Source organism: Amycolatopsis sp. NPDC000009 (assembly GCF_055563465.1).
Window position 1 is genome coordinate 41,934 of the sequence record NZ_JBVHDI010000022.1, and the last position, 21,782, is coordinate 63,715.

Consider the following 21,782-nt stretch of genomic DNA (forward strand, 5'->3'; position numbering starts at 1 on the left):
CCACCGTGACCCACCACCCCGAAACCGGCGCCGGCGATCCCGGAGCCGAACCGATCGCGATCGTCGGACTCGACGTGCGCGTGCCCGGTGCGCGTGACGCGCACCAGTTCTGGCGCAACCTCGTCGACGGTGTCGAGTCGATCGTGCCCGCCACCCGCGAGGAGATGATCGCCCGCGGCGCCACACCGGACACCGTGGACGATCCGAGCTGGGTGAACGCCACCGCCGTGGTCGACGGCTTCGACGAGTTCGACGCCGAACTGTTCGGGATGACCAGCCGTGAGGCCGAGATCACCGATCCGCAGCATCGGCTGTTCCTCCAGTCGTGCCACGCGGCGCTGACCGACGCGGGCTACGACCCGGCCCGCTTCAGCGGCGCGATCGGCGTCTACGGCGGGTCCGGGGGCACCGGATACCTGACCGAGAACCTGATGCGCAACGAGCGACTCCTCGCCTCGCAGCACGGCGGTATCGGCATCTCGACCGGCAACCAGCCGAGCTACCTGACGACCTCGGTGTCCTACAAGCTCAACCTCCGCGGGCCGAGCCTCGCGGTGTTCACCGCCTGCTCGACGTCCCTGGTCGCGGTGCACCTGGCCTGCGAGGCGCTGCGCAACGGCGAGTGCGACATGGCGCTGGCAGGCGGGGTCAACGTGGAGATGCCGCACGGCGTCGGCTACATGGGTGTCGACGGCTTCACCTCGCCGGACGGCCATGTGCGCGCGTTCGACGCCGGAGCCAACGGCACGGTCTGGAGCAGCGGCGTCGGTGTCGTGCTGGTGAAGCGGCTGTCGCAGGCGATCGAGGACGGCGACCACATCCGGGGTGTCGTGCTGGGCAACGCGATCAACAACGACGGCGCCACCAAGGTCGGCTTCTCCGCGCCCAGCATGTCCGGGCAGACCGAGGCGGTCGCGCAGGCCGTCGGCATGGCCGGTGTCGACCCGCGCACCATCGGCTACGTCGAGGCGCACGGCACCGGTACCGCGCTGGGTGACCCGATCGAGATCACCGCACTGTCCACTGTGTACGGAAACGGGGCCGAGGACACCGGCTGGTGCGCGATCGGCTCGGTCAAGTCCAACATCGGCCACCTGTCGCAGGCGGCGGGCGTGGTCTCGCTGATCAAGGCCGTGCTCGTCATGGAGCACGGGCTGATCCCGCCGACCATCAACTACCACGAACCCAACCCGGGTATCGACTTCCCGGCTAGCCCGTTCTATCCGGCGCGCGAGGTGACGAAGTGGGAGGCGGACCGGGTGCCGCGGAGGGCAGGTGTCAGCTCGTTCGGCGTCGGCGGTACCAACGCGCACGTCGTGCTGGAGGAGGCGCCGGTCCCGCAGCGGTCCAGGACGGCGCACCCTGCCCACTTGCTGCGGGTGTCGGCCAACACGGCGGAAGCGCTCTCGACGGCGGTCGACCAGCTCGCCGAGCGGCTGGCCGGGGACATCGACCTCGACCTCGCCGACGTGGCCCACACCCTCGCCGCCGGGCGCACCGAGTACCCGCACCGCGCGGTCGTGGTCGCCCGTGACCCGGAGGACGCGGTCGACGGGCTGCGCGACTCCCGGCGCCTCGTGTCCGGACAGGCCGGGGAGACGAACGTGGCGTTCCTCTTCCCCGGCCAGGGTTCCCAGTACGCCGGGATGGGCGCCGAGCTCTACGACGCCGAGCCGGTGTTCGCCGCGGCCGTCGACGAGTGCCTGCGGCTGCTCGGATCCGAACTGCCGGAGCTGCGCGACCTGATCTTCGGGCGCGGTGGCGAGCAGGCGCTGCGGGAGACCCGCGTGACCCAGCCCGCGCTGTTCGTGGTCGAGTACGCGCTGGCGATGCTGTGGCGGAGCTGGGGCGTGCGGCCCGCGGCGATGATCGGTCACTCGGTCGGCGAGTACGTCGCCGCCACGGTCGCCGGGGTCTTCACCCTGCCGGACGCGCTGAACCTGGTCGCCACGCGCGGCCGTCTCATGCAGTCGATGCCCGCCGGGGCGATGCTGGCCGTCCAGCTCGATGGGGAGGGCGTCGCCACGCGGCTGCCGGAAAACCTCGCGATCGCCGGGGTGAACGGGCCCGGCACGTGTGTCGTGGCCGGGCCGCCGGACGCGGTCGCGGACTTCGCGGCGACGCTCAAGGCCAGCGGCGTGCAGTGCCGCGAGCTGGTGACCTCGCACGCGTTCCACTCGCCGATGATGGACCCGATCCTCTCCGAGTTCACCGAGGCCGTCGCCGCCGTCGCGCGCACCGCGCCCGCGCTGCCGTTCCTGTCGAACGTCACCGGCGACTGGATCACCGACGCCCAGGCCATCGACCCCGCCTACTGGGCGTCTCACCTGCGTCAGGCCGTCCGGTTCGGCGACTGCGTCAAGCACCTGTTCGCGCGCGGCGGCCGCTGGGCGCTCGTCGAATGCGGCCCGGGGCATCAGCTGTCCGGGCTGTCCCGCGGCCAGGTCCCGAAGGGGATGCCCGCGCCGCAGCCGAGCCTGCCGGGCCGCAACGAGCGCATCGGCGACGTCGAAACGCTGTACGGCGCGGCCGGTCTCTTGTGGGCGAACGGGGTTTCCCTGGAACCGCGGACGTTCGGCGCGCCCGGCCGGCGGGTCCCGCTGCCCGGCTACCCGTACGCACGCAAGCGGTACTGGGTCGACCCGGACCCGGTCTCGGCCACCCAGCCCGTGCGGTCGAGCGGTCCGCTGCCGCTGTCCGAGTGGTTCGCGGTCCCGGCGTGGCGGCAGGCGGAACCGGACCTGAGACGCGAGCCCTTCGCGAACGCGCTCGTCTTCGCCACCGACGACGTCCTGCCCGGCCTGCTGCGCGCCGCGGGCGTGACGGTCACCGAGGTGCGCCCCGGCGACGGGTTCGCCGTGACGGAGACCGGATTCACCGTCCGGCCCGGAGTGCGCGAGGACTACGACTCGCTTGTGGCGGCGCTGCCCGCGCGACCCGAGCGGGTCGTGCACGCCTGGACGCTGGCCGGGGAAGAGCGCGGCATGGCCGCACAGGACCTCGGGTTCTTCAGCCTGCTGAACCTCGTCCAGGCCTGGGGCGAGCCGGTGCGGATCGACGTGCTGAGCACCGGAACCGCCGACGTCACCGGCGCCGACCTGACCCGCCCCGAGCACGCGACCCTCGCCGGTATCGCGCGGGTGGTGCCGCTGGAGATCGCGGGCACGGTGGTGCGCCGGATCGACGCGGATAGGTTGCAGGACGTCGTCGCCGAGCTGTTCCGCCCGGCCGACGCGGCGGCCGAGGTCGCGCTGCGGGCCGGTCGTCGCTGGGTGCTGGACTACACCCAGCTCGAACTGCCCGCGGCCGCCGAGCCGGTGCTGCGCGAGGGCGGCCGGTACCTGATCACGGGCGGGACCGGCGGCATCGGCATCACCCTCGCCGAGGATCTCGCCCGCCGGGTGCGGGCGAAGCTCGTGCTGCTCACCCGCGCCGGGCTGCCGCCGCGGGCGGAGTGGGACGCGCACCTCGCCGCGCACGGAGGTACCGACCGCGCCGGGCGCGCGATGCTCGCCGTGCGGCGGATGGAGGCCGCGGGCGCGGAGGTGCACGTCGTCGCCGCCGACGTCACCGACGCGGCGCGCCTGCGCGAGGTGCGTGAGCTGGCCGAGCGCGAGTTCGGCGGTCTCGACGGGATCGTGCACGCCGCCGGGTTGCCCGGCGGCGGCGTCGCCGAAGTGAAGGAGCGGGCCGCGGCCGAGGCCGTGCTGGCCCCGAAGATCGCCGGGACGCTGGCGCTGGCCGAGGGGTTCGCCGACCTGCCGATGGACTTCGTCGCGCTGTGCTCGTCGATCACCGCGGTGGCAGGCGGTATCGGGCAGGTCGACTACTGCGCCGCCAACAACTTCCTGGACGCCTACGCGCGAGGCGACCACGGCTGGCAAGCGCGGCTCGTCTCGCACGCCTGGGGCGGCTGGGACGAGGTCGGCATGGCCGCGGAGGTGGCCGCGCCGACCACGATCCGCACCGCCCGGTCGCGCGCGCTCGGCCCCGTCGAGCACCCGGTGCTCACGACGCGTTTCGAGGACGGCGCGCACGGCCTCGTTTCGGCGGCCACGCACTGGCTGCTCGACGAACACCGGATCGCCGGGGTGCCGGTGGTGCCGGGCACGGGACACCTGGAGACCGTCCGCGCGGCAGTGGCCGCGGCGCTGCCGAAGCCCGGTGACGGGCACGTCGTCGAGCTGCGGGACGTTGTGTTCCTGGAGCCGTTCGGTGTCCCGGACGGCTCGACCGCCGAGTACCGCGTGGAGTTCGACGGCGACGAATTCACCGTGACCAGCCACGTCGCCGGTGCGAGCCGGACCCACGTGCGCGGAGCAGCGGGATGGGTCGCGGCCGAGGTGACGTCCACTGTGGACATCGAGGCGGTGACCGGGCGGACCGAGCCGATCGACGACGGGCACGGCTTCGGAACCGGCCGCACCAGCATGGTCACCTTCGGCCCGCGCTGGGCGGCGCTGCGCGAACACCGCATCGGCGCACAGGAGGAGCTGGCCACGATCACGGCTCCCGGCGCGGCGGCGGGTGACATCGGCGCATGGGGCCTGCACCCGGCGCTGCTCGACGTCGCGACCGCCTTCGGCCGCGGCCGGGGGAGCGGCACCTATCTGCCGATGAGCTACGGCCGGATCGTCGTGCACGACGCGCTCCCGGCGAGTTTCCGCAGCCACCTGCGCTACCGCGACACCGGTGGCGACCAGGTGGTGGCGGCCGACCTCTCGCTGTGCGACGAGACCGGCCGAGTGCTCGTCACGATCGAGGATTTCGTGCTGCGGCAGGTCGATCAGGACGCCGTCGGCGGTGGCCTGACTTCGGCGCCGACAGTGTCCACTGTGGATACCGCGTCGACGTCGACCGGGATTCGGCCGGTGGACGGCGCCGAGGCGTTCGTCCGGGCGCTGGCCCCCGGTCTCGGCGGGCAGGTGGTGATCACCACCCTGCCGGTGCGGGAGCTGATCGAGCGCCAGGTCGGCGCCGAGGAGCTGGAGGAACCCGGCGAAGCGCCGGTGGCCCTGTCGGAGGACGACTACGTCGCCCCGCGCACCGACCTGGAGGCCGAGATCGCCCGGCAGTGGACCGAGCTGCTCGGCGTGGAGAAGATCGGCGTGCACGACGATTTCTTCGCTCTCGGCGGCAATTCGCTGGTCGCGATCCAGCTCATCGCCCAGGTGCGCAAGGCCACCGGCACGCGGCTGGCGATGAAGACGCTGTTCGAAGCGTCCACAGTGGCCACTCTGGCCGAGCGGATCGAGGAGCTGCGCGCCGGTAAGGCCGCGACGCCTGCCGAAGAACCCGCCCGGACCACCATCCCGAAGCTCGAACGCTGAGCCGGTGACGTGGTCGTGAGCTGCGTTCGTGTAGCGAAAGCCACTTTCGGGACATCACACGTCTCGAAAGTGGCTTTCGCGACACGCGCCGACCCCGCCCGGGCGGGCCGCCGACGTTGCGAAAGCCACTTTGCCAACCTCCAGCGTCGCGAAAGTGGCTTTCGCAACACGTCGCGTTCGACTTGCCCCTCGAAAGAACTCACGACCACCACGCCATCCGCGGGTTCACCAACAGACCTTGAGAACAGGAAATCATGAGCGACACGAAGGAATGGACGTTCCCGGCCTCGTTCGGCCAGGAGCGGATCTGGCTGTCCGGCCAGCTCGACCCCGCGTCCCCGGTGTACAACCTGCACTGCCAGGCCCGGCTGGACCGCCCGCTGACCGCCGAGCAGTGGCGCGCCGCGCTCGGCGTCATCGTCGGACGGCACGAGGCGCTGCGCACGTCGTTCCGCATGGACGGCGGCGCGCTCATGCAGGTGGTGCACGCCGAGGTACCGATCGAGCCCGAGGTGCACGACCTGCGGGACCTGCCCGCCGACGCCCGGGAAGACCGGCTCGCCGAACTCGTCGGTGAGGTGTCGCGCGGGGCCATCCCGCTCGACTCACCGCCGCCGTGGCGGGCCCAGGTGTGCCGGATGACCGACGACGAGTGGGTGCTGACGTTCGTCGTGCACCACACCGTGTTCGACGCCGGTTCGGTGCTGGTGCTGGGGGCCGAGCTCGGCGAGGCGTGCGACGCCGTGTTCGAGGGCCGCGAGCCGAAGCTGCCCGAGTTGTCCATCCAGTACCCGGATTTCTCGGCTTGGCAGCGCGGGCAGCTCGAAACGGCCGGCGAACAGCTGGACTACTGGCGGAAGCAGCTCGCCGGGCTGCCACCGGTGCACGGCCTGCCCACCGACCGGCCGCGCCCGTCGGAGCTGACGTTTGCCGGTGACCAGGTGTACTTCGCCCTCCCGGACGGTCTTATCGACCGGGTCGGCGAGCTGAGCCGGGAGCTGTCGGCGTCGCCGTTCATGGTGTTGCTGGCCGGCTACGCGGCGCTCCTGTCGCGACTGTCCAGAGTGGACGACATCGTCGTCGGTGTCCCGGTCGCCGGCCGCGACCTGCCCGAGCTGGCCGACCTGATCGGCATGTTCGTCAACCAGATGGCCGTGCGCGTCGACTGCTCGGGCGCGCCCGCGTTCAGCGAGCTGGTGGGCAGGGTGCGGACCACGCTGCTGGAGGCGATCGACCACAGCCAGGTGCCGTTCCAGGCGGTCGCCGAAGCGGTCGGGGCCGAGCGCGATCCCGGTGTGCAGGCGCTGTATCAGCTCGGGTTCAACTTCCTGCCGGACTCGGGGCTGGAGCCGATCCGCTCGGCCACCGCGAAGGACGACATCGCGATCGACCTGACCGCCGTGGACGGCAGGCTCGTCTACCGCACCGACCTGTTCGACCGCGAAACCGCCGAAGCCGTGGCCGAACGGTACGTGCGGCTGCTGACCGCGGCGACCGCCGATCCCACTCGATCGATCGCGGATCTGCCGCTGCTGTCGGACGCCGAACGTGAACTGGTCCTGACCGGCTGGAACCCGGCGATGTCCACTTCGGACGCGACGACCGTGCACGCCCGATTCGAGGACCAGGCGCGGCGGACCCCGGACGCACCCGCCGTCGACTTCGGCGGGGTCCGTCTGACGTACGCCGAGCTGAACACGCGAGCCAACCGCGTCGCACACCGGCTGCGCGAGCTGGGCGCCGGTCCCGGCACCGTCGTCGGGGTGTGCGTGCCGAACTCGGCGGACCTGCTGATCGGCCTGCTCGGGGTGCTGAAGAGCGGCGCGGCCTACGTCCCGCTCGACCCGGCCAACCCGGCTCCCCGGCAGGCGTTGATCCTCGCCGACGCGAGTGTCCCGTTCGTGCTGGTCATCGGCGGGTCCACTTTGGACACCAAGACGCTGGCGCTGGACGACCCGGCCGAGTGGTCCGCCGCGGCCACCGAGAACCCGGAGCCGGCTGCCGGACCGGGCGACGTCGCCTATGTCATCTACACGTCGGGCTCGACCGGTCGCCCCAAGGGTGTCGAGGTCGAGCACGGGGCCGTCGACACGTATCTGGCGTGGGCGCGTGAGGCGTACCCCGGCCTGGCGGGACGGGCGTTGCTGCACACGTCGCCGTCGTTCGACCTCACCGTGACGACGCTGCTCGGCACCCTCACCGCCGGGGGAGCGGTGGTCGACGGCGCCCGCCCGACGTTCGTCAAGGCGACGCCGACGCACCTCGCCATCCTCGCCGAAGAGCTGTTCCCGGCGGGTGAGCTGGTGCTCGGCGGTGAAGCGCTGACCGCCGAAGCCGTTCAGCCGTGGCGGGACCGGTATCCCGGCACGCTCGTCGTCAACGAGTACGGCCCGACCGAGGCCACGGTCGGCTGCGTCGCGCACCGGGTCGAACCCGGTGACGGGCTGCCCTCCGGACCCGTCTCGATCGGACGTCCGGTGCCCGGCACCCGCGTGTACGTCCTCGACGAGCGGGGGCAGCCGGTGCCGCCGGGCGTCCCGGGCGAGTTGTACGTCGCCGGGCCGCAGCTCGCCCGCGGCTACCTCGGCCTGCCGGAGCTGACGGCCGCGAAGTTCACCGAGGGGCTGTCCGGCCGGATGTACGCGACCGGCGACCTCGCCCGATGGCGCCGCGACGGCACGCTCGACTACCTGGGCCGCGTCGACGAGCAGGTGAAGCTGCGCGGCTACCGCATCGAGCCCGGCGAGGTCGAAGCGGCGCTGCGCGAGCTGCCGGAAGTGCGGGACGCGGCCGTGGCGGTCCGCGGCGACGCGCTCGTCGGCTACGTCGTCGGCAGCACCGAGGGAGCGGCCGAGGCACTGCGGAAGACCTTGCCGGAGTACCTGGTGCCGTCCCGGTTCGTGCCGCTCGACGCGCTGCCGGTGGCGGCCAGCGGCAAGCTCGACCGGACCGCGCTGCCGGATCCCGAACCCGGCGAAGCGCCGGCGTACGTCGCACCCCGGACCGCGGCCGAAGAACTCGTCGCCGAGGTGCTCGGGGAGCTGCTCGGCATCGACGATCTCGGCGCGCACGACGACTTCTTCGCCCGCGGTGGCAACTCGCTGCTGGCGATCCGCGCGATGGCCCGGCTCCGCAAGCAGATCGAGGTCGACATCCCGGTGCGGGGACTGTTCACCCTCACCACCGTCGCCGGGCTCGCCGCCGAGATCGAGCGGCGGCTCTCCGACGACCTCGACCAGCTCAGCGACGAAGAGGTCCAGCGTCAGCTGGCCGAAGGCGAGAACTCATGACCGCGATCGACGAAACCAGCGCGGCCGCGCGCCGCGCCCTGCTCGAACAACGGCTGCGACGGCGCGCGCAACCGGCCGCGACCATCACCCCGCGTCCTGCCGACGCCGTCGTCCCGCTGTCGTATCAGCAGGAACGCGTCTGGTTCATGGAGCAGTTCGCGCCGGGCACCGGGTCCTACCACATCCCGGTGCCGATCCGGCTGACCGGCAGGCTCGACGTCACCGCGCTCCAGTCCGCTTTGGACAGTCTGCCGTCACGGCACGAGGCACTGCGGATGCGGTTCCCGGCCGGGGACGACGGGCAGCCGACAGTCCACATCGAACCCCCGATCGCGGTCGAGATGTCCATAGTGGACGCGGGAAGCGAGGAAGCGGCCCGGGCCGCCGTCGACGCCGCCGCGGCCGAGACGTTCGACCTGGCCGCGGGCCCGCTTCTGCGGGCGACGCTGGCCCGGGTGTCCGACGAGGAACACCTGCTGGTCCTGTGCACGCACCACATCGTGGGCGACGGCTGGTCGGTCGACCTGCTGCTGCGTGACCTCGCGGCGCAGTACCACGCCCTGAGCACCGGCGGCACGGCCGAGCTTCCCGCGCTGAGCATCGGGTACGGCGACTTCGCGCACTGGCAGCGCCGCACGCTCACCGGCGGCGCACTCGACCGGCAGCTGGAGCACTGGAAGGCGCAGCTCACCGGGGTCGAGCCCCTGGAGCTGCCCACCGACCGGCCCCGGCCCGCCAAGCAGAGTTTCGACGGCGCGATCCACGAGTTCTTCGTCGAACGGGACCTTGCCCGCGCCCTCGGCGAGCTGAGCCGCGAGCACGGCGTCACGCTCTTCATGACCCTGCTGGCCGCCTACCAGGTGCTGCTTTCGCGGTACTCGGGCCAGGAGGACTTCGCGATCGGCTCGTCGTCGGCCGGACGCGGCCTGCCCGAGCTGGAGGGTGTGGCGGGCATGTTCATCAACATGCTGCCGCTGCGTGCCCAGCTGGCGGGCGACCCGACGTTCGCCGAGCTGCTGGAACGCACCAGGCGGCACGTGCTGGACGCGTTCGAGCACGCCGACGTCCCGTTCGAGCGGCTGGTGAACGCGCTCGGCGTGCCCCGCGACGTCAGCCGGTCGCCGGTGTTCCAGGCGATGTTCGTGCTGCAGAACTACGAGATGGGCCGGATGGGCGCGGCCGGGGAGTCCGAAGTGGACTTCCGCTGGCTGCCGATGGACCTGCCCGCGACCCGGTTCGACTTCGAGTTCCACGCGATCGAGCTCGACCGCGGGCTGATCGGCAAGCTCGTGTACAACACCGCGCTGTTCACCCCGGACACGGTCGCCGGGATGGCGGGGCGGCTGGTCACCCTGCTGCGCTCGATCGTCGCCGACCCGGGCCGTCGGCTGTCCGAAGTGGACATTCTCGACGCGGAGCAGCGCGAACTCGTCCTGGAGCACTGGAACGCCACGACGGCCGAGTTCCCGCAGACCACGCTGCACGCGCTCGTCGAGGAACAGGCCGCCCGGACGCCGGACGCGCCCGCGGTGACCTTCCGCGGGGCGTCGCTGACCTACCGCGAGCTGGACGAGCGGGCCAACCGGCTCGCGCACCGGCTGCGTGGCCTCGGCGTCGGACCGGGCGTGCTCACCGGTGTGTTCGCGGAGCGGTCGTTCGAGCTGGTCGTCGCGCTCCTCGGCGTGCTGAAGGCCGGTGGCGCGTACGTCCCGCTCGATCCGGAGTACCCGGCCGACCGGCTGGCGTTCATGCTGCGGGACGCGGTCGCGCCCGTCGTGCTGACGCAGGCGGCGTTGCGCGAAACGCTGCCTCCGGGTGACGCGACCGTCGTTGTCTTGGACGACACTGACGACACTGCCGACCTCGCCGAGACGGCAGGGCCGCCCGAGCCGCTGGCCGGGCCGGAGGATCCGGCGTACGTCATCTACACCTCGGGTTCCACCGGCCAGCCGAAAGGCGTGCCCAACGGTCATCGCGGCATCGTCAACCGGCTCGACTGGATGCAGCGCGCGTACCGCCTCGACGGCACCGATTCGGTGCTGCAGAAGACCCCCGCCGGTTTCGACGTGTCGGTCTGGGAGTTCTTCTGGCCGCTGATCACCGGCGCGCGGCTGGTGCTCGCCGAACCCGGCGGCCACAAGGACGCCGCGTACCTGCGTGAGCTGCTCGCGTCCGAAGGCGTCACCACCGCGCACTTCGTGCCGTCGATGCTCACGCTTTTCCTGGCCGAACAAGGCGTCGAGACCTGCACGGCGCTGCGACGGGTCGTGTGCAGCGGCGAGGAACTGCCGCTCGACGCCGCCCGCGAGTTCGTCCGGCGGCTGCCGGACTGCGAGCTGCACAACCTCTACGGCCCGACTGAAGCCGCCATCGACGTCACCTCCTGGCACTGCACGCCTGCCGCGCTCGCCGACGTCGCGTCGGTGCCGATCGGCGCGCCGATCCAGAACATCCGGATCTACGTCCTCGACCGTGCCGGACGGCCATGCCCCGTCGGCGTGCCCGGCGAACTGCACATCGCCGGCGTCGGTCTCGCCCTGGGGTACCACAACCGCCCGGAACTGACGGCCGAGCGGTTCGTGCCCGATCCGTTCCACAGTGGACGGATGTACCGCACCGGCGACCTCGCGCACTGGCGCCCGGACGGGACGATCGCGTTCCTCGGCCGGATCGACCACCAGGTCAAGCTGCGCGGCCTCCGCATCGAGCTGGGGGAGATCGAGACGACCTTGCGCGCCCAGCCGGGTGTGCGCGACGCCGCCGTGATCGTCCGCGAGGACACGCCGGGGGACAAGCGGCTGGTCGGGTACGTCGTCGGCGACGCCGAGCCGGGTGCGTTGCGGACGGCGCTCAAGCAGAGCCTCCCGGACTACATGGTCCCGCCGTCGTTCGTCGCGCTCGACGAGCTGCCGCTCACCCCGAACGGCAAACTCGACCGCAAGGCACTGCCCGCTCCGGTCGCGTCGCGGGACGCGACCAAGGAACTGGTCGCGCCGTCGACTCCGGTCGAGACCCTGCTGGCCGAAATCTGGCGCGACGTGCTCAAGGTGGACGAACTGGGCGTCGACGACGACTTCTTCGACCTCGGCGGCCATTCGATGCTGGCCACTCAGGTGGTGGCCAGGATCGGCAAGGCTGGCGCGGGCCAGGTCGGCGTCATGGATCTGTTCCAGCACCGAACGATCCGCGAACTGGCGTCCTTCATGGACGGTGACGACGCCGACCGGCCGCGACACCTGCTCTACGAGCTGACCAAACCGGCGAAGCAGCGGACGCTGACCTACGTCTGCTTCCCGTACGGCGGCGGCAGCGCGATCGTCTACCAGCCACTGGCCGACGCGCTCCCGGAGGGCTACTCGCTCTACTCGGTCGCCATCCCCGGCCACGACGTCGGGCTGTCCGAGGAGGCCCTGCCCTTCGACGACCTGGTCGAGCGGCTGACCGACGAGATCCTCGACCGCATCGACGGCCCGCTGGCCATCTACGGTCACTGCGGTGTCGGCAACGCGCTCGCCGTCGCCGTCGCCCGGCTGCTCGAAGAGCGCGGCCGCGCGCTGGAGGTCGTCTACATCGGCGCGATCTTCCCGTTCGCCCGGATGAAGGGCGCGGTGGGGACGCTGCGCACCCGGCTGGAGAAGCTGCGCAGCAACCGGTACTACTCGAACTGGCTCAAGGGCATGGGCGTCGACACCGACGACCTCGACCCGGCGCAGGCCGACCGGATCATCACGAACATGCGTGCCGATAGCCGCGCCGCCGAGGAGTACTTCAGCGGCCTGCTCGACGCCCGCGTGGCCAAACTGCGCGCGCCGATCGTGTCGGTGGTCGGCTCCGAGGACCCGGTCACCGACTTCTACGCCGAGCGGTACCGGGAATGGGAGTTCCTCACCGACACCACCGGGCTCGTGGTGCTCGACCAGGCAGGGCACTTCTTCCTGCGCTACCGGGCCGAAGAACTCGCGGAGATCGTCACGCGCGTGCACCCGGCGCTGGACGACCCCGGCGAGCTCGACGTCCGGGTCCGCGGCGAGGACGCGGGCTGGGCGGTGCACGAGACGCACCGGGCAGAAGTGGACGACAAGCCCGCGGTGCGGCCGAGTATGGGCCGGTTCGTCACGATCACGATCGGACAGCTGGTGTCCTCGACCGGCTCGGCGCTGACGTCGTTCGCGGTGCCGATCTGGCTCTACACCCGCACGGGCTCGGTCGCCGACCTCGGCCTGCTGTGGGCGCTCGCGCTGCTGTTCGGCGTGCTCGTCCTGCCGGTGGCGGGCGCTCTGGTCGACCGCGGTGACCGGCGGAGGATCATGATCGCGGCCAGCAGCATCGCCGGCGGGATCCAGCTGATACTGGCGTTGCTGCTGATCACCGGGCACGTCCAGCTGTGGCTGTTCTACGTGCTGATCCCACTCGGGTCGGTGGCCGCCTCGTTCCAGCGCATCGCCTATCAGTCCTCGGTGGCGCAGCTGGTGCCGAAGCAGTATCTCGGGCACGCGATGGGCCTCGCACAGCTGTCCACCGGATTCGCCCAGCTGCTGATGCCCGTGATCGCGGCCGGGCTGCTGGCGACGATCCAGCTGTCCGGCATCCTGATCCTGGACATGGCGAGCTACACGTTCGCGATCGTGGGGCTGCTGCTGGTGCGGTTCCCGGACATGCTGGGCTGGCGCCCGCGCGAACCGCTGCTGACGGCGATCGCGGGCGGCCTGCGGTATTCGTGGAACCACCGCGGTTTCCGCACGATGCTGCTGTACTTCGCGCTGGCGAACGTCTTCCTCGCCCCCGCGCTGGTGTTGCTCTCGCCGCTCGTGCTGTCGTTCGGTTCGGTCACCGACGTCGCGAAGGTGGCCCTGGCCGAGGCCGTCGGCGCGGTGGCGGGCGGGATCGGGATGGCGCTGTGGGGCGGACCGCGGCACCGGCGGATGGTCGGCGTGCTCGTCGGCAACGTCGGGATCGCGCTCGGCAGCCTGGTGATGGGCCTGCGGCCGTCGCTGATCGTCGTCGCCGCCGGGGTGTTCCTCCTCGCCGCCGCGATGTCCGTGTCGCAGGGCATCTACGCGACGCTCGTGCAGGTCAAGGTGCCGCAGCGGTTCCACGGCCGGGTGTTCGCGATCAACCAGACGATCACGTGGTCGACGCTGCCGATCGGGTTCGCCGTGCTGGCGCCGCTGGCCGTCGGCTGGTTCTCGCCGCTGCTGGCGCCGGGCGGCGCGCTGACCGGGTCGGTCGGCGCCGTGCTCGGTACCGGCGAGACCCGGGGCATCGGGCTCGCCTACGTCGTCTTCGCGCTGATCCTGCTGCTGATCAACGTTGGCGGGTTCTCGCTGCGGCTGCTGCGCCGGTTCGACACCGAAGTACCCGATTCGCTGCCCGACGACCTGGTGGGGGCGCAGGAACGGGAGCGCAAGCTCGCGGGGAAGGAAGCCACATGAGTACGGCAGTGCTGGTCAGGGAGGCCCGCGGGCACTGGGTCGGCGAGGTCGCGCCGTCGGTGCGGGCGGCCGGGCACCGCGTGGTGCTGCTCGCCCCGCCGATGGACGCGGCCGAGCGCGCCGCGCTGGACGGCGTGGTGGACGACGTCGTCGCGCTCGACGACGTCCACGACGCGGAGGCCGTCGCGGCGAAGGTCCGGGAGATCGCGGGCAGCGCCTTGGCCGGGATCTTCACCGGTTCGGACGGCGCCATCGCGAGCACGGCCCGTGCCGCGGAGCTGCTCGGGGTGGCGCGCTGCCCCGCGTCGGTGTTCGCCTTGTGCGCGAACAAGTTCGAGGTCCGGGAGGCGCTCGCCGCGGCCGGGCTGCCCGGGCCCGCCCACGCCCTGATCTCGTCGGCCGCCGAAGCGGCATCGGTCGCCGCGGCGGTCGGGTTCCCGGCGATCGTCAAACCGGTCAACGGCGCGGGCAGCAACCTCGTTCGCACCGTGTCCACTGTGGACGAGCTGGCGGCCGCGTACGAGGTGCTGGCCGCGCGGCTGCCCGAGTCCGCGGATCCGCGTTACCACCGTCCACTGGGGACACTGGACCCTTCGGCGACGTTCCTGGTCGAAGGGTTGCTGAGCGGCCCTGAGTACGCGGTGGACGTGCTCATCCGTGACGGGGTGGCCGAACCGGTCGAAATCCTCGACAAGCCGTTGATCGACGAGCGGAAGTTCGAGCTGGCGTTGTCGTGCCCGCCCGCCGGGCTCACCGCCGAACGGGCCGGATTGGTCACCGCGGCGGCCGTCGCCGCCGTCCGCGCGCTGGGTCTCGACAACACCTGTGCCCACGTCGAGCTGATCGACGACGCCGAACGCGGACCGACGATCGTCGAGGTCAACGCGGGAAGGCCCGCCGGGTCGATCATGCCGCTGCTGGCGAAGCTGCGCACCGGCATCGACGTGTTCGCCGAGCTGGCGGCGCTCGCGGTGGGCGCTCCGCCGCCGGTGCGGGAACCCGCGAAACTGCCGATCCCGCTGGGCATGCTGATCCTCTACGCGGCCGGTTCGGGCCGGTTGAGAAGTATCGGCGGGCTCGACGAGATCGCTGAGCTGCCCGAGGTGATCGACGTCGTCACCACCGTCTCGCCGGGGCAGGTGCTCACCGACGAGCAGGAGATCTACGCGGTCAACCTCGTCGTGGCCGGGTTCGCCGATCACGACGACCTCGCCGACCTGCACGCGGAGGCGAGCAAGCTCGTCCGGCTGGAACTGGAGGATGTGTGAACACCGCGTTCGTGGTCCGGGAGACCGCCGGGCAGTGGTTCGCCGACGTCGTGGCCGCCGTGCGCGCGACCGGGCTGCGGGCCGAGCTGGTCACCCAGCCCCTGGAACCGGCCGAGCAGGCACAGCTGGCGGAACTGGTGGACGGTTTCGTCTTCGTCGAGGACGTCCGTGACGCCGAAGCGATGGCCGAGGCGATCCGGGCGCGGTCCGCCGGCCCGGCCGGGGTGCTGACGGTCGCCGAGGGGATCGTCGCGAGCGTCGCCCGTGCGGCCGAGCTGCTCGGCGTGGCGCGCTGTCCGGCGGCGGTGTTCACCTTGGCACACAACAAGTTCGCGGTGCGGCAAGCGCTGGCCGCGGCCGGGTTGCCGGGGCCGCGTTGCTCGTTGATCTCCGCCGAGTCCGAGGCGGCGTCGGTGGCCGCGGCGGTCGGGCTCCCGGCGATCGTCAAGCCGGTGAACGGTGCCGCGAGCAATCTCGTGCGGACGGTGTCCACAGTGGACGAGCTGGCGGCGGCGTACCGGCTGCTGGCCGAGCGGTTGCCGCTGTCGGAGGACGCCCGGTACCACCGGCTCGTCGGGACGATCGACCCGCTGAAGGTGTTTCTCGTCGAGGGCCTGCTGCGCGGCCCGGAGTACGCGGTCGACGTCCTGGTACGCGACGGCGTCGCGGAACCGGTGGCCGTGGTGGAGAAGCCGCTGATCGACGAGCGCAAATTCGAGCTCGGCATGGTCTGCCCGCCGCTCGAACTGTCCGAAAAGGACACCGAGCGGCTGTTGTCGGCGGCGACGGCCGCCGCGCTCGCGCTGGGCCTGGACAACACCTGCGCTCATCTGGAGCTGATCGACGACGCCGAACTCGGCCCGACGATCGTCGAGGTGAACGCGGGCCGCCCGGCGGGCGGGGCCCAGCCGGTGCTGCTGAAGCTCGCGACCGGCATCGACGTCATCGCCGAGGCCGTGTCGCTCGCGCTGGGCACGCCGCCACCGGCGCGCGGTGCGGGCCTGCCGGTGCCGGTGGGCTACCTGATCTTCTACACCGAGGGCACCGGGCGGCTGATCCGCGTCGAGGGCACCGACGAGGTCGCCGACCTGCCCGAGGTCCTGGAGGTCGTCACGATCGTGAGGCCCGGCCAGCTGCTTACCGACGACCAGGAGATCTACGCGGTGAACGTGCTCGCCGCGGGCTTCGCCGACACCGAAGACCTCGCCGCGCTGCACGCCGAGGCCGCCAAGCTGATCCGATTCGAACTGGAGGAGTCATGACCGCCGAACTCGCGGCGAACCTCGGTCACATCGAGGGCAACGAACACACGAAGCTCACCGTGTACGCGGCCACGGGCCTGGACTGGGTGCGCGCGCACCGCGAAGTGCTGCAGGACCGGCTGCGCGAGCACGGCGCGATCCTGCTGCGCGGGATGCCGGCCGACCTGACGGTGTTCAACCAGATCACCGAGGAGGTCGGCGGCTCGCTGCTGACGTACACGGAACGGTCGACGCCGCGCTCGGCGGTCTCGGGCAACATCTACACCTCGACGGAGTACCCGCCCGCCGAGTCGATCCCGATGCACAACGAGAACTCCTACTCGGCGCACTGGCCGGACCGCCTGTTCTTCCTGTGCGACACGGCGGCCGAAACCGGCGGCGCGACGCCGATCGCGGACAGCCGCGCCATGTACCGACTGCTGCCGGAGGACCTGCGCGAGCGGTTCGCGGGCGGTGTCACCTACACCCGGGCGTTCCGGGAGGGCCTCGGGCTGACCTGGCAGGAGGCATTCCAGACCGACGACCGCCAGGTGGTGGAGGAGTACTGCGCCGCCAACGGGCAGACGTTCGAGTGGACCGACGAAGGCCTGCGGACGCGGCACGTGCGCCCGTCCTTCGTCGCGGAACCGCATACCGGCGCGATGGTGTGGTTCAACCAGGCCAACCTGTTCCACGTGTCGAGCCTGGGGGAGGAGGTCAGCGAGGCGCTGCTGGAGCTGTACCCGGTGGAAGACCTGCCCCGCAACGCTTTCTTCGCCGACGGCTCGCCGATCCCGCAGCCGGACCTCGACACGATCAAGTCGGTGTACGACGAGGTCAGCTACGCGTTCCCGTGGCAGCCGGGCGACATCATGGTGATCAACAACATGCTGATGGCCCACGGGCGCGAGCCGTTCACCGGAAAGCGGCGGACCCTGGTCGCGATGACGTGACCTTCGTCTTTCGGGGGCCGGGGTCGGTCGTGGGGCCGATGGTGGGCTGAAGGCTCCCTTCGCCGCGTCGGATGCGGGCTGCGATCGTGTCGCGACACCACCCGAGCACTCCCCGAAACCCCTCGCCCGAGCGTTCCCCGGCCGCCGTGAGGCCTCCTTGCCGGACCAAATTGCTATCCACCGGTGCGGTCGGCGGGTGGACGCTCCCGATGTGGCATTGGGGTCACTGAGCGTCTCCGACGCCACATTGGGTGCACCGTCGTCTCGGCGCCCGATGGTGCCGCGACTCTGGGAAGGCTGGTCCGCCGCCCAGTCCTTGAAGGCCTCCTTGAGGGACCCAGAGTCCCTCAAGGAGGCCTTCACGGACTTGAGAACGTGGCTCGCCCCCGGCGAGCGGGCATGGTGACGACGAATCCCGTGCTGCGCCCCAGATCGTCCAGCAGCCAGCCCATCCGTTTGGCCGTCCGCAGGATCAGTGCCGAGTCGACGATCGACAGCGGGGCCAGGTCCTGTTCCAGATGTTCCTGCATCCGCATCGATTCCTCGATCGAGCGCATCCACGTGGTCACCAGCAAATTCGCCGGGCCGGGCAGGCTCGCGATCTGGCGGATGGCCGGGTTGGCCCGCAGCCGGTCCACACAGGTCGGCACGTGCGCGACGGGCACCTGGCACCACCAGTTGACGACGATCGGCGACGGGGTGAGCCCCTGCGCGATCTCGCACCGGAACGTCAGCGCGTCGGCGGCGATCAGGTGACCGAGCTGACGCCGGACGGTCGACACCGGACGGCCGGTGAGCCGGGCGAGGTCCGCGGCGGTGCGACGGCCGTCTTCGCCCATCGCCGCGGTCAGCGTGGCGTACGGCTCCTGCCACGGCTGTAGCGCCGTCTGCCGTCCGCCCGTGCCACTGGACGGCGGCAGCTGGGACAACGCCTTCACGCGCTCCCGGTCCAGGGCGCCCACCCGCCATGAGCTGCCCTCGACGTGCAGCCGGGACACCAGATGCGAACGGATGTTGAGGACACCGGGAAGTCCGGGGATCGCGTCCAGCAGCAGGGTGGAGAGGTCGTGCATGCCGAGGCCGAACACCGTCAGCACCAGGCTGTACTCGCGTGAAGCCTCCTCGATGCTGACCACCGACGGCCAGGTGGACAGTTCGCGGATGAGTTCCCGGACCTGACCGCTCGCGCAGCGGATCTCGACGTACGCGGCCTGGATCCGGGACCGCCCGGGCACGCGTGGATACGCCGTCACCCAGGCTCCGCCCCCATCGCGCAGCCGCTCCCATCGCCGCGCCAGCGTCACCGGCGACGAGCCGAGGGCGTCGCCAAGCTGTGCCCAGGTGGCACGGGGCCGCAGTTGCAGAGCGTGGATGAGCGAAAAGTCCTCCTCATCCAGTGAGCCGATCACCATTTCTTCTTCCAGGGGCCGATCGTTGAGCGATTCCGACAATTCTAGCCCGATATCGGACGCGGATTCGCACACTCGACGACCAAGACGCCGACGTCCGACGAAGAGGAGATCGACCGGTGGACCTTCACGACGACGCTCGAAGCCTGCAGGACGAGCTGGTCCGGTTGCGCAGCGACCTGCACCGCGAACCCGAGATCGGTCTCGACCTGCCCCGCACCCAGGAGCGGGTTCTGCGTGAACTCGACGGGCTCGGCCTCGAGGTCTCCACCGGCACCGACACGACCTCGGTGACCGCGGTCCTGCGCGGCGAGGGCGCGGCTCGGGACGCGGCCCGGCCGCGCACGGTCTTGCTGCGCGCGGACATGGACGCGCTCCCGGTGGCCGAAGCGACCGGACTGGACTTCGCCGCCACGAACGGCGCGATGCACGCCTGCGGCCACGATCTCCACACGACGTCGCTGGTCGGCGCGGCCCGGCTCCTGCACACCCACCGAGACCGCATCAACGGCGATGTCGTCCTGATGTTCCAGCCCGGTGAGGAGGGCTGGGACGGCGCCGGCGTGATGCTCCGGGAAGGCGTGCTCGACGCCGCGGGCAGGCGCGCCGACGCGGCCTACGGGCTCCACGTCTTCTCGTCCATGCTGCCCAGCGGGCAATTCGCCAGCCGTCCCGGCACGCTGATGTCCGCGTCGTACCGGCTGCTCGTCACCGTGCACGGTGAAGGCGGCCACGGGTCGATGCCGCACCGCGCCAAGGACCCGATCTCCGCGACCGCGGCGATGATCACCGCGTTGCAGACGATGGTCACCCGGCGGTTCGACATCTTCGACCCGGCGGTGCTCACCGTCGGCGTGATCCGCGGCGGTACCAAACGCAACGTCATCCCCGCCACCGCCGAATTCGAGGCCACCGTCCGCTGTTTCTCGGACGCCGCCGGTGCGCTGCTCGACACGGCGATCCGCGAGACGATCGACGGCGTCGCGCGAGCGCACGGTGTCACCGCCGACGTCGTGTTCGAAAGCGAGTACCCGGTCACCGTCACCGACGTCGACGAGACCGCGTTCGGCGCCCAGGTCGTCCGCGAAACGATCGGCGAGCAGTACTACACCGAACTGCCCAATCCGGTGGCCGGTTCCGAGGACTTCTCCCGGGTGCTGGCCGAGGTTCCGGGCACGTTCCTCGGCCTCGGCGCGCTGATGCCCGGGCTCGAACCGGACACCGCGCCCAACAACCACAGCCCGTACGCCGACTTCGATCCGACCGTGTTGTCCAGGGCCGCCACCGTCTACGCCGAACTCGCCGTCCGCCGTCTCGACCGCTTCGCCGAAGGAGCCACCCGATGAGCGTGACCGCGGGCAAGGACCGCCGCCGTACCCTGTTCGGGCTCGGCGCGGGCAACGCGATGGAATGGTTCGACTGGAACATCTACGCGACGTTCGCGTCGTTCTTCGCCGCACAGTTCTTCAACGCTCAGGACGAGGTCTCGGCGCTGCTGAGCACCTTGGCGGTCTTCGCGGTCGGCTTCGCCGCCCGGCCTCTCGGCGGCTTGGTCTTCGGCTGGATCGCCGACCGCAAGGGCCGTCAGCTGTCGATGACGCTGACGGTCGCGATCGCCGCCGGTGGCAGTCTCGTCATCGGCTTTTCCCCGACATACGGCCAAATCGGCGTGTGGGCGTCGATGATCCTCGTGGTGGCGCGGCTGGCCCAAGGTCTCGCGCACGGCGGTGAGCTGCCTTCGGCGCAGACCTACATCGCCGAGGTCGCCCCGCCCGCCCGACGCGGACTGTGGTCGAGCCTGATCTACTTTTCCGGCACCTGCGGCGTGCTCGCGGGCACGCTGCTGGGCGCGGTCCTCTCCGGTGTGCTGAGCCACGATCAGATGATCTCGTTCGGCTGGCGGATCCCGTTCGTGCTCGGTGGCGTCTTCGGGCTCTACTCGCTCTACATGCGGTTGCGCATGCGGGAAACCGGCGTGTTCCTCGCCGAGTCGGCCAAGGACGACGCCGCCGGGAAGAAGGCCGAGAAGGGCCGGATCTGGCAGACGATCAAGCGGCACCCGAAGCTGCTCGTGCAGGTCGTCGGGCTGACCGTCGGGGCCACGGTCATCTACTACATGTGGGCCGTGGCCGCGCCGTCGTACGCGATCACCGTGCGCGGCGTCGACCCGACCGGTGCGCTGTGGGCCGGCGTCTTCGCGAACGTGATCTTCCTGATCGCCCTGCCGCTGTGGGGACGGCTGTCCGATCGCATCGGCAGGAAGCCGGTCCTGTTCATCGCGATCGTCGGCCTCCTGGTGCTCAGCTTCCCGCTGAACGCGATGGTCGGCGACCAGGCCTGGCAGCTGTTCCTGGCGATGTCGATCGCGCTGGTCTTCATGGCCGGGTTCTCCTCCATCGGCCCGGCGGTCTACGCGGAGATCTTCCCGACCCGTATCCGCACCATCGGAGTCGGTGTGCCGTACTCGATCGCGGTCGCGGCCTTCGGCGGTACCGCGCCCTACCTGCAGACGCTCCTCGCCAAGAACGGCTACCCGTCGCTGTTCGTCGTCTACGGCATGGTGCTCATGGTCATCAGCGCCCTGGTCGTCTTCACCCTTCCGGAAACCCGGGGCGTCGACCTGCACGAGAAGGCGAACGCGGAAGCCGGGTCCAGGACCGCCGTCCGGTGATCCGCTCACGGCCGACGCGGTGATCCCGGGTTCGGGTGGGCGTCCTCGTCGGCCGGGAAGGCGGTGCCGGTGAGTTCCTCGGAGATCCGCCAGATTCGTGCGGCCTCGTCCTTGCCGCGGAGTCGCGAGTAGACGGTCTGTTCGGCGGGGCGCCCGCTGGATGCCCGAGTCCGCTGGGTCCGTTGCAC

Annotated in this window: 10 protein-coding genes; 8 read left to right on the forward strand and 2 right to left on the reverse strand. The window is 71.2% G+C overall.

All coding sequences use genetic code 11. The features are described 5' to 3' along the window. The first annotated feature begins 5 nt into the window (after nucleotides 1-5). The 6 genes from ACZ3HL_RS37215 (at nucleotide 6) to ACZ3HL_RS37240 (ending at nucleotide 17,514) form a co-directional block, all read left to right on the forward strand. A complete protein-coding gene (locus ACZ3HL_RS37215) occupies nucleotides 6-5,330 on the forward strand; it encodes a type I polyketide synthase (RefSeq protein ID WP_465536116.1) in 5,325 nt (1,774 codons plus the stop codon). Between the two features lie 254 nt (nucleotides 5,331-5,584). Next, nucleotides 5,585-8,620, forward strand: a complete 3,036-nt coding sequence (locus ACZ3HL_RS37220) for a non-ribosomal peptide synthetase (protein WP_465536118.1) — start codon at nucleotides 5,585-5,587, stop codon at nucleotides 8,618-8,620. Further along, entirely contained in the window at nucleotides 8,617-14,052 is a 5,436-nt protein-coding gene (locus ACZ3HL_RS37225; RefSeq protein ID WP_465536120.1) for an amino acid adenylation domain-containing protein, read from the forward strand. Before ACZ3HL_RS37220 ends, ACZ3HL_RS37225 begins: the two co-directional genes overlap by 4 nt. Further along, nucleotides 14,049-15,320 (forward strand): ATP-grasp domain-containing protein, encoded by a 1,272-nt coding sequence (locus ACZ3HL_RS37230; RefSeq protein WP_465536122.1) that lies wholly within the window; start codon nucleotides 14,049-14,051, stop codon nucleotides 15,318-15,320. The genes ACZ3HL_RS37225 and ACZ3HL_RS37230 overlap by 4 nt, the downstream gene beginning before the upstream one ends. Then, nucleotides 15,317-16,582 carry an ATP-grasp domain-containing protein gene (locus ACZ3HL_RS37235; RefSeq protein WP_465536124.1) on the forward strand — a complete coding sequence of 422 codons (1,266 nt, stop codon included), beginning with the start codon at nucleotides 15,317-15,319 and terminating at the stop codon, nucleotides 16,580-16,582. Before ACZ3HL_RS37230 ends, ACZ3HL_RS37235 begins: the two co-directional genes overlap by 4 nt. Beyond that, complete coding sequence (locus ACZ3HL_RS37240) at nucleotides 16,579-17,514, forward strand: TauD/TfdA family dioxygenase (RefSeq protein WP_465536126.1); 936 nt, start codon at nucleotides 16,579-16,581, stop codon at nucleotides 17,512-17,514. The genes ACZ3HL_RS37235 and ACZ3HL_RS37240 overlap by 4 nt, the downstream gene beginning before the upstream one ends. 359 nt (nucleotides 17,515-17,873) lie before the next feature. Here ACZ3HL_RS37240 and ACZ3HL_RS37245 read toward each other — a convergent pair whose 3' ends face one another. After that, nucleotides 17,874-18,926 carry an AsnC family transcriptional regulator gene (locus tag ACZ3HL_RS37245; RefSeq protein WP_465536128.1) on the reverse strand — a complete coding sequence of 351 codons (1,053 nt, stop codon included), beginning with the start codon at nucleotides 18,924-18,926 and terminating at the stop codon, nucleotides 17,874-17,876. Nucleotides 18,927-19,042: 116 nt separating this feature from the next. On the opposite strand from ACZ3HL_RS37245, the gene ACZ3HL_RS37250 reads away from it, so the two are divergent. After that, a complete protein-coding gene (locus tag ACZ3HL_RS37250; RefSeq protein WP_465536130.1) occupies nucleotides 19,043-20,269 on the forward strand; it encodes a M20 metallopeptidase family protein in 1,227 nt (408 codons plus the stop codon). Then, nucleotides 20,266-21,594, forward strand: a complete 1,329-nt coding sequence (locus tag ACZ3HL_RS37255; RefSeq protein ID WP_465411745.1) for an MFS transporter — start codon at nucleotides 20,266-20,268, stop codon at nucleotides 21,592-21,594. Before ACZ3HL_RS37250 ends, ACZ3HL_RS37255 begins: the two co-directional genes overlap by 4 nt. A 5-nt stretch (nucleotides 21,595-21,599) precedes the next feature. Here ACZ3HL_RS37255 and ACZ3HL_RS37260 read toward each other — a convergent pair whose 3' ends face one another. After that, a complete protein-coding gene (locus ACZ3HL_RS37260; protein WP_465536132.1) occupies nucleotides 21,600-21,782 on the reverse strand; it encodes a hypothetical protein in 183 nt (60 codons plus the stop codon).

Excerpts from the sequence above, each read along its gene's own strand:
- ACZ3HL_RS37240 (WP_465536126.1), top strand. The coding sequence starts at position 16,579 with ATGACCGCCGAACTCGCGGCGAACCTCGGTCACATCGAGGGCAACGAA.
- ACZ3HL_RS37245 (WP_465536128.1), bottom strand. The coding sequence starts at position 18,926 with ATGGTGATCGGCTCACTGGATGAGGAGGACTTTTCGCTCATCCACGCT.
- ACZ3HL_RS37255 (WP_465411745.1), top strand. The coding sequence starts at position 20,266 with ATGAGCGTGACCGCGGGCAAGGACCGCCGCCGTACCCTGTTCGGGCTC.
- ACZ3HL_RS37225 (WP_465536120.1), top strand. The coding sequence starts at position 8,617 with ATGACCGCGATCGACGAAACCAGCGCGGCCGCGCGCCGCGCCCTGCTC.
- ACZ3HL_RS37230 (WP_465536122.1), top strand. The coding sequence starts at position 14,049 with ATGAGTACGGCAGTGCTGGTCAGGGAGGCCCGCGGGCACTGGGTCGGC.
- ACZ3HL_RS37220 (WP_465536118.1), top strand. The coding sequence starts at position 5,585 with ATGAGCGACACGAAGGAATGGACGTTCCCGGCCTCGTTCGGCCAGGAG.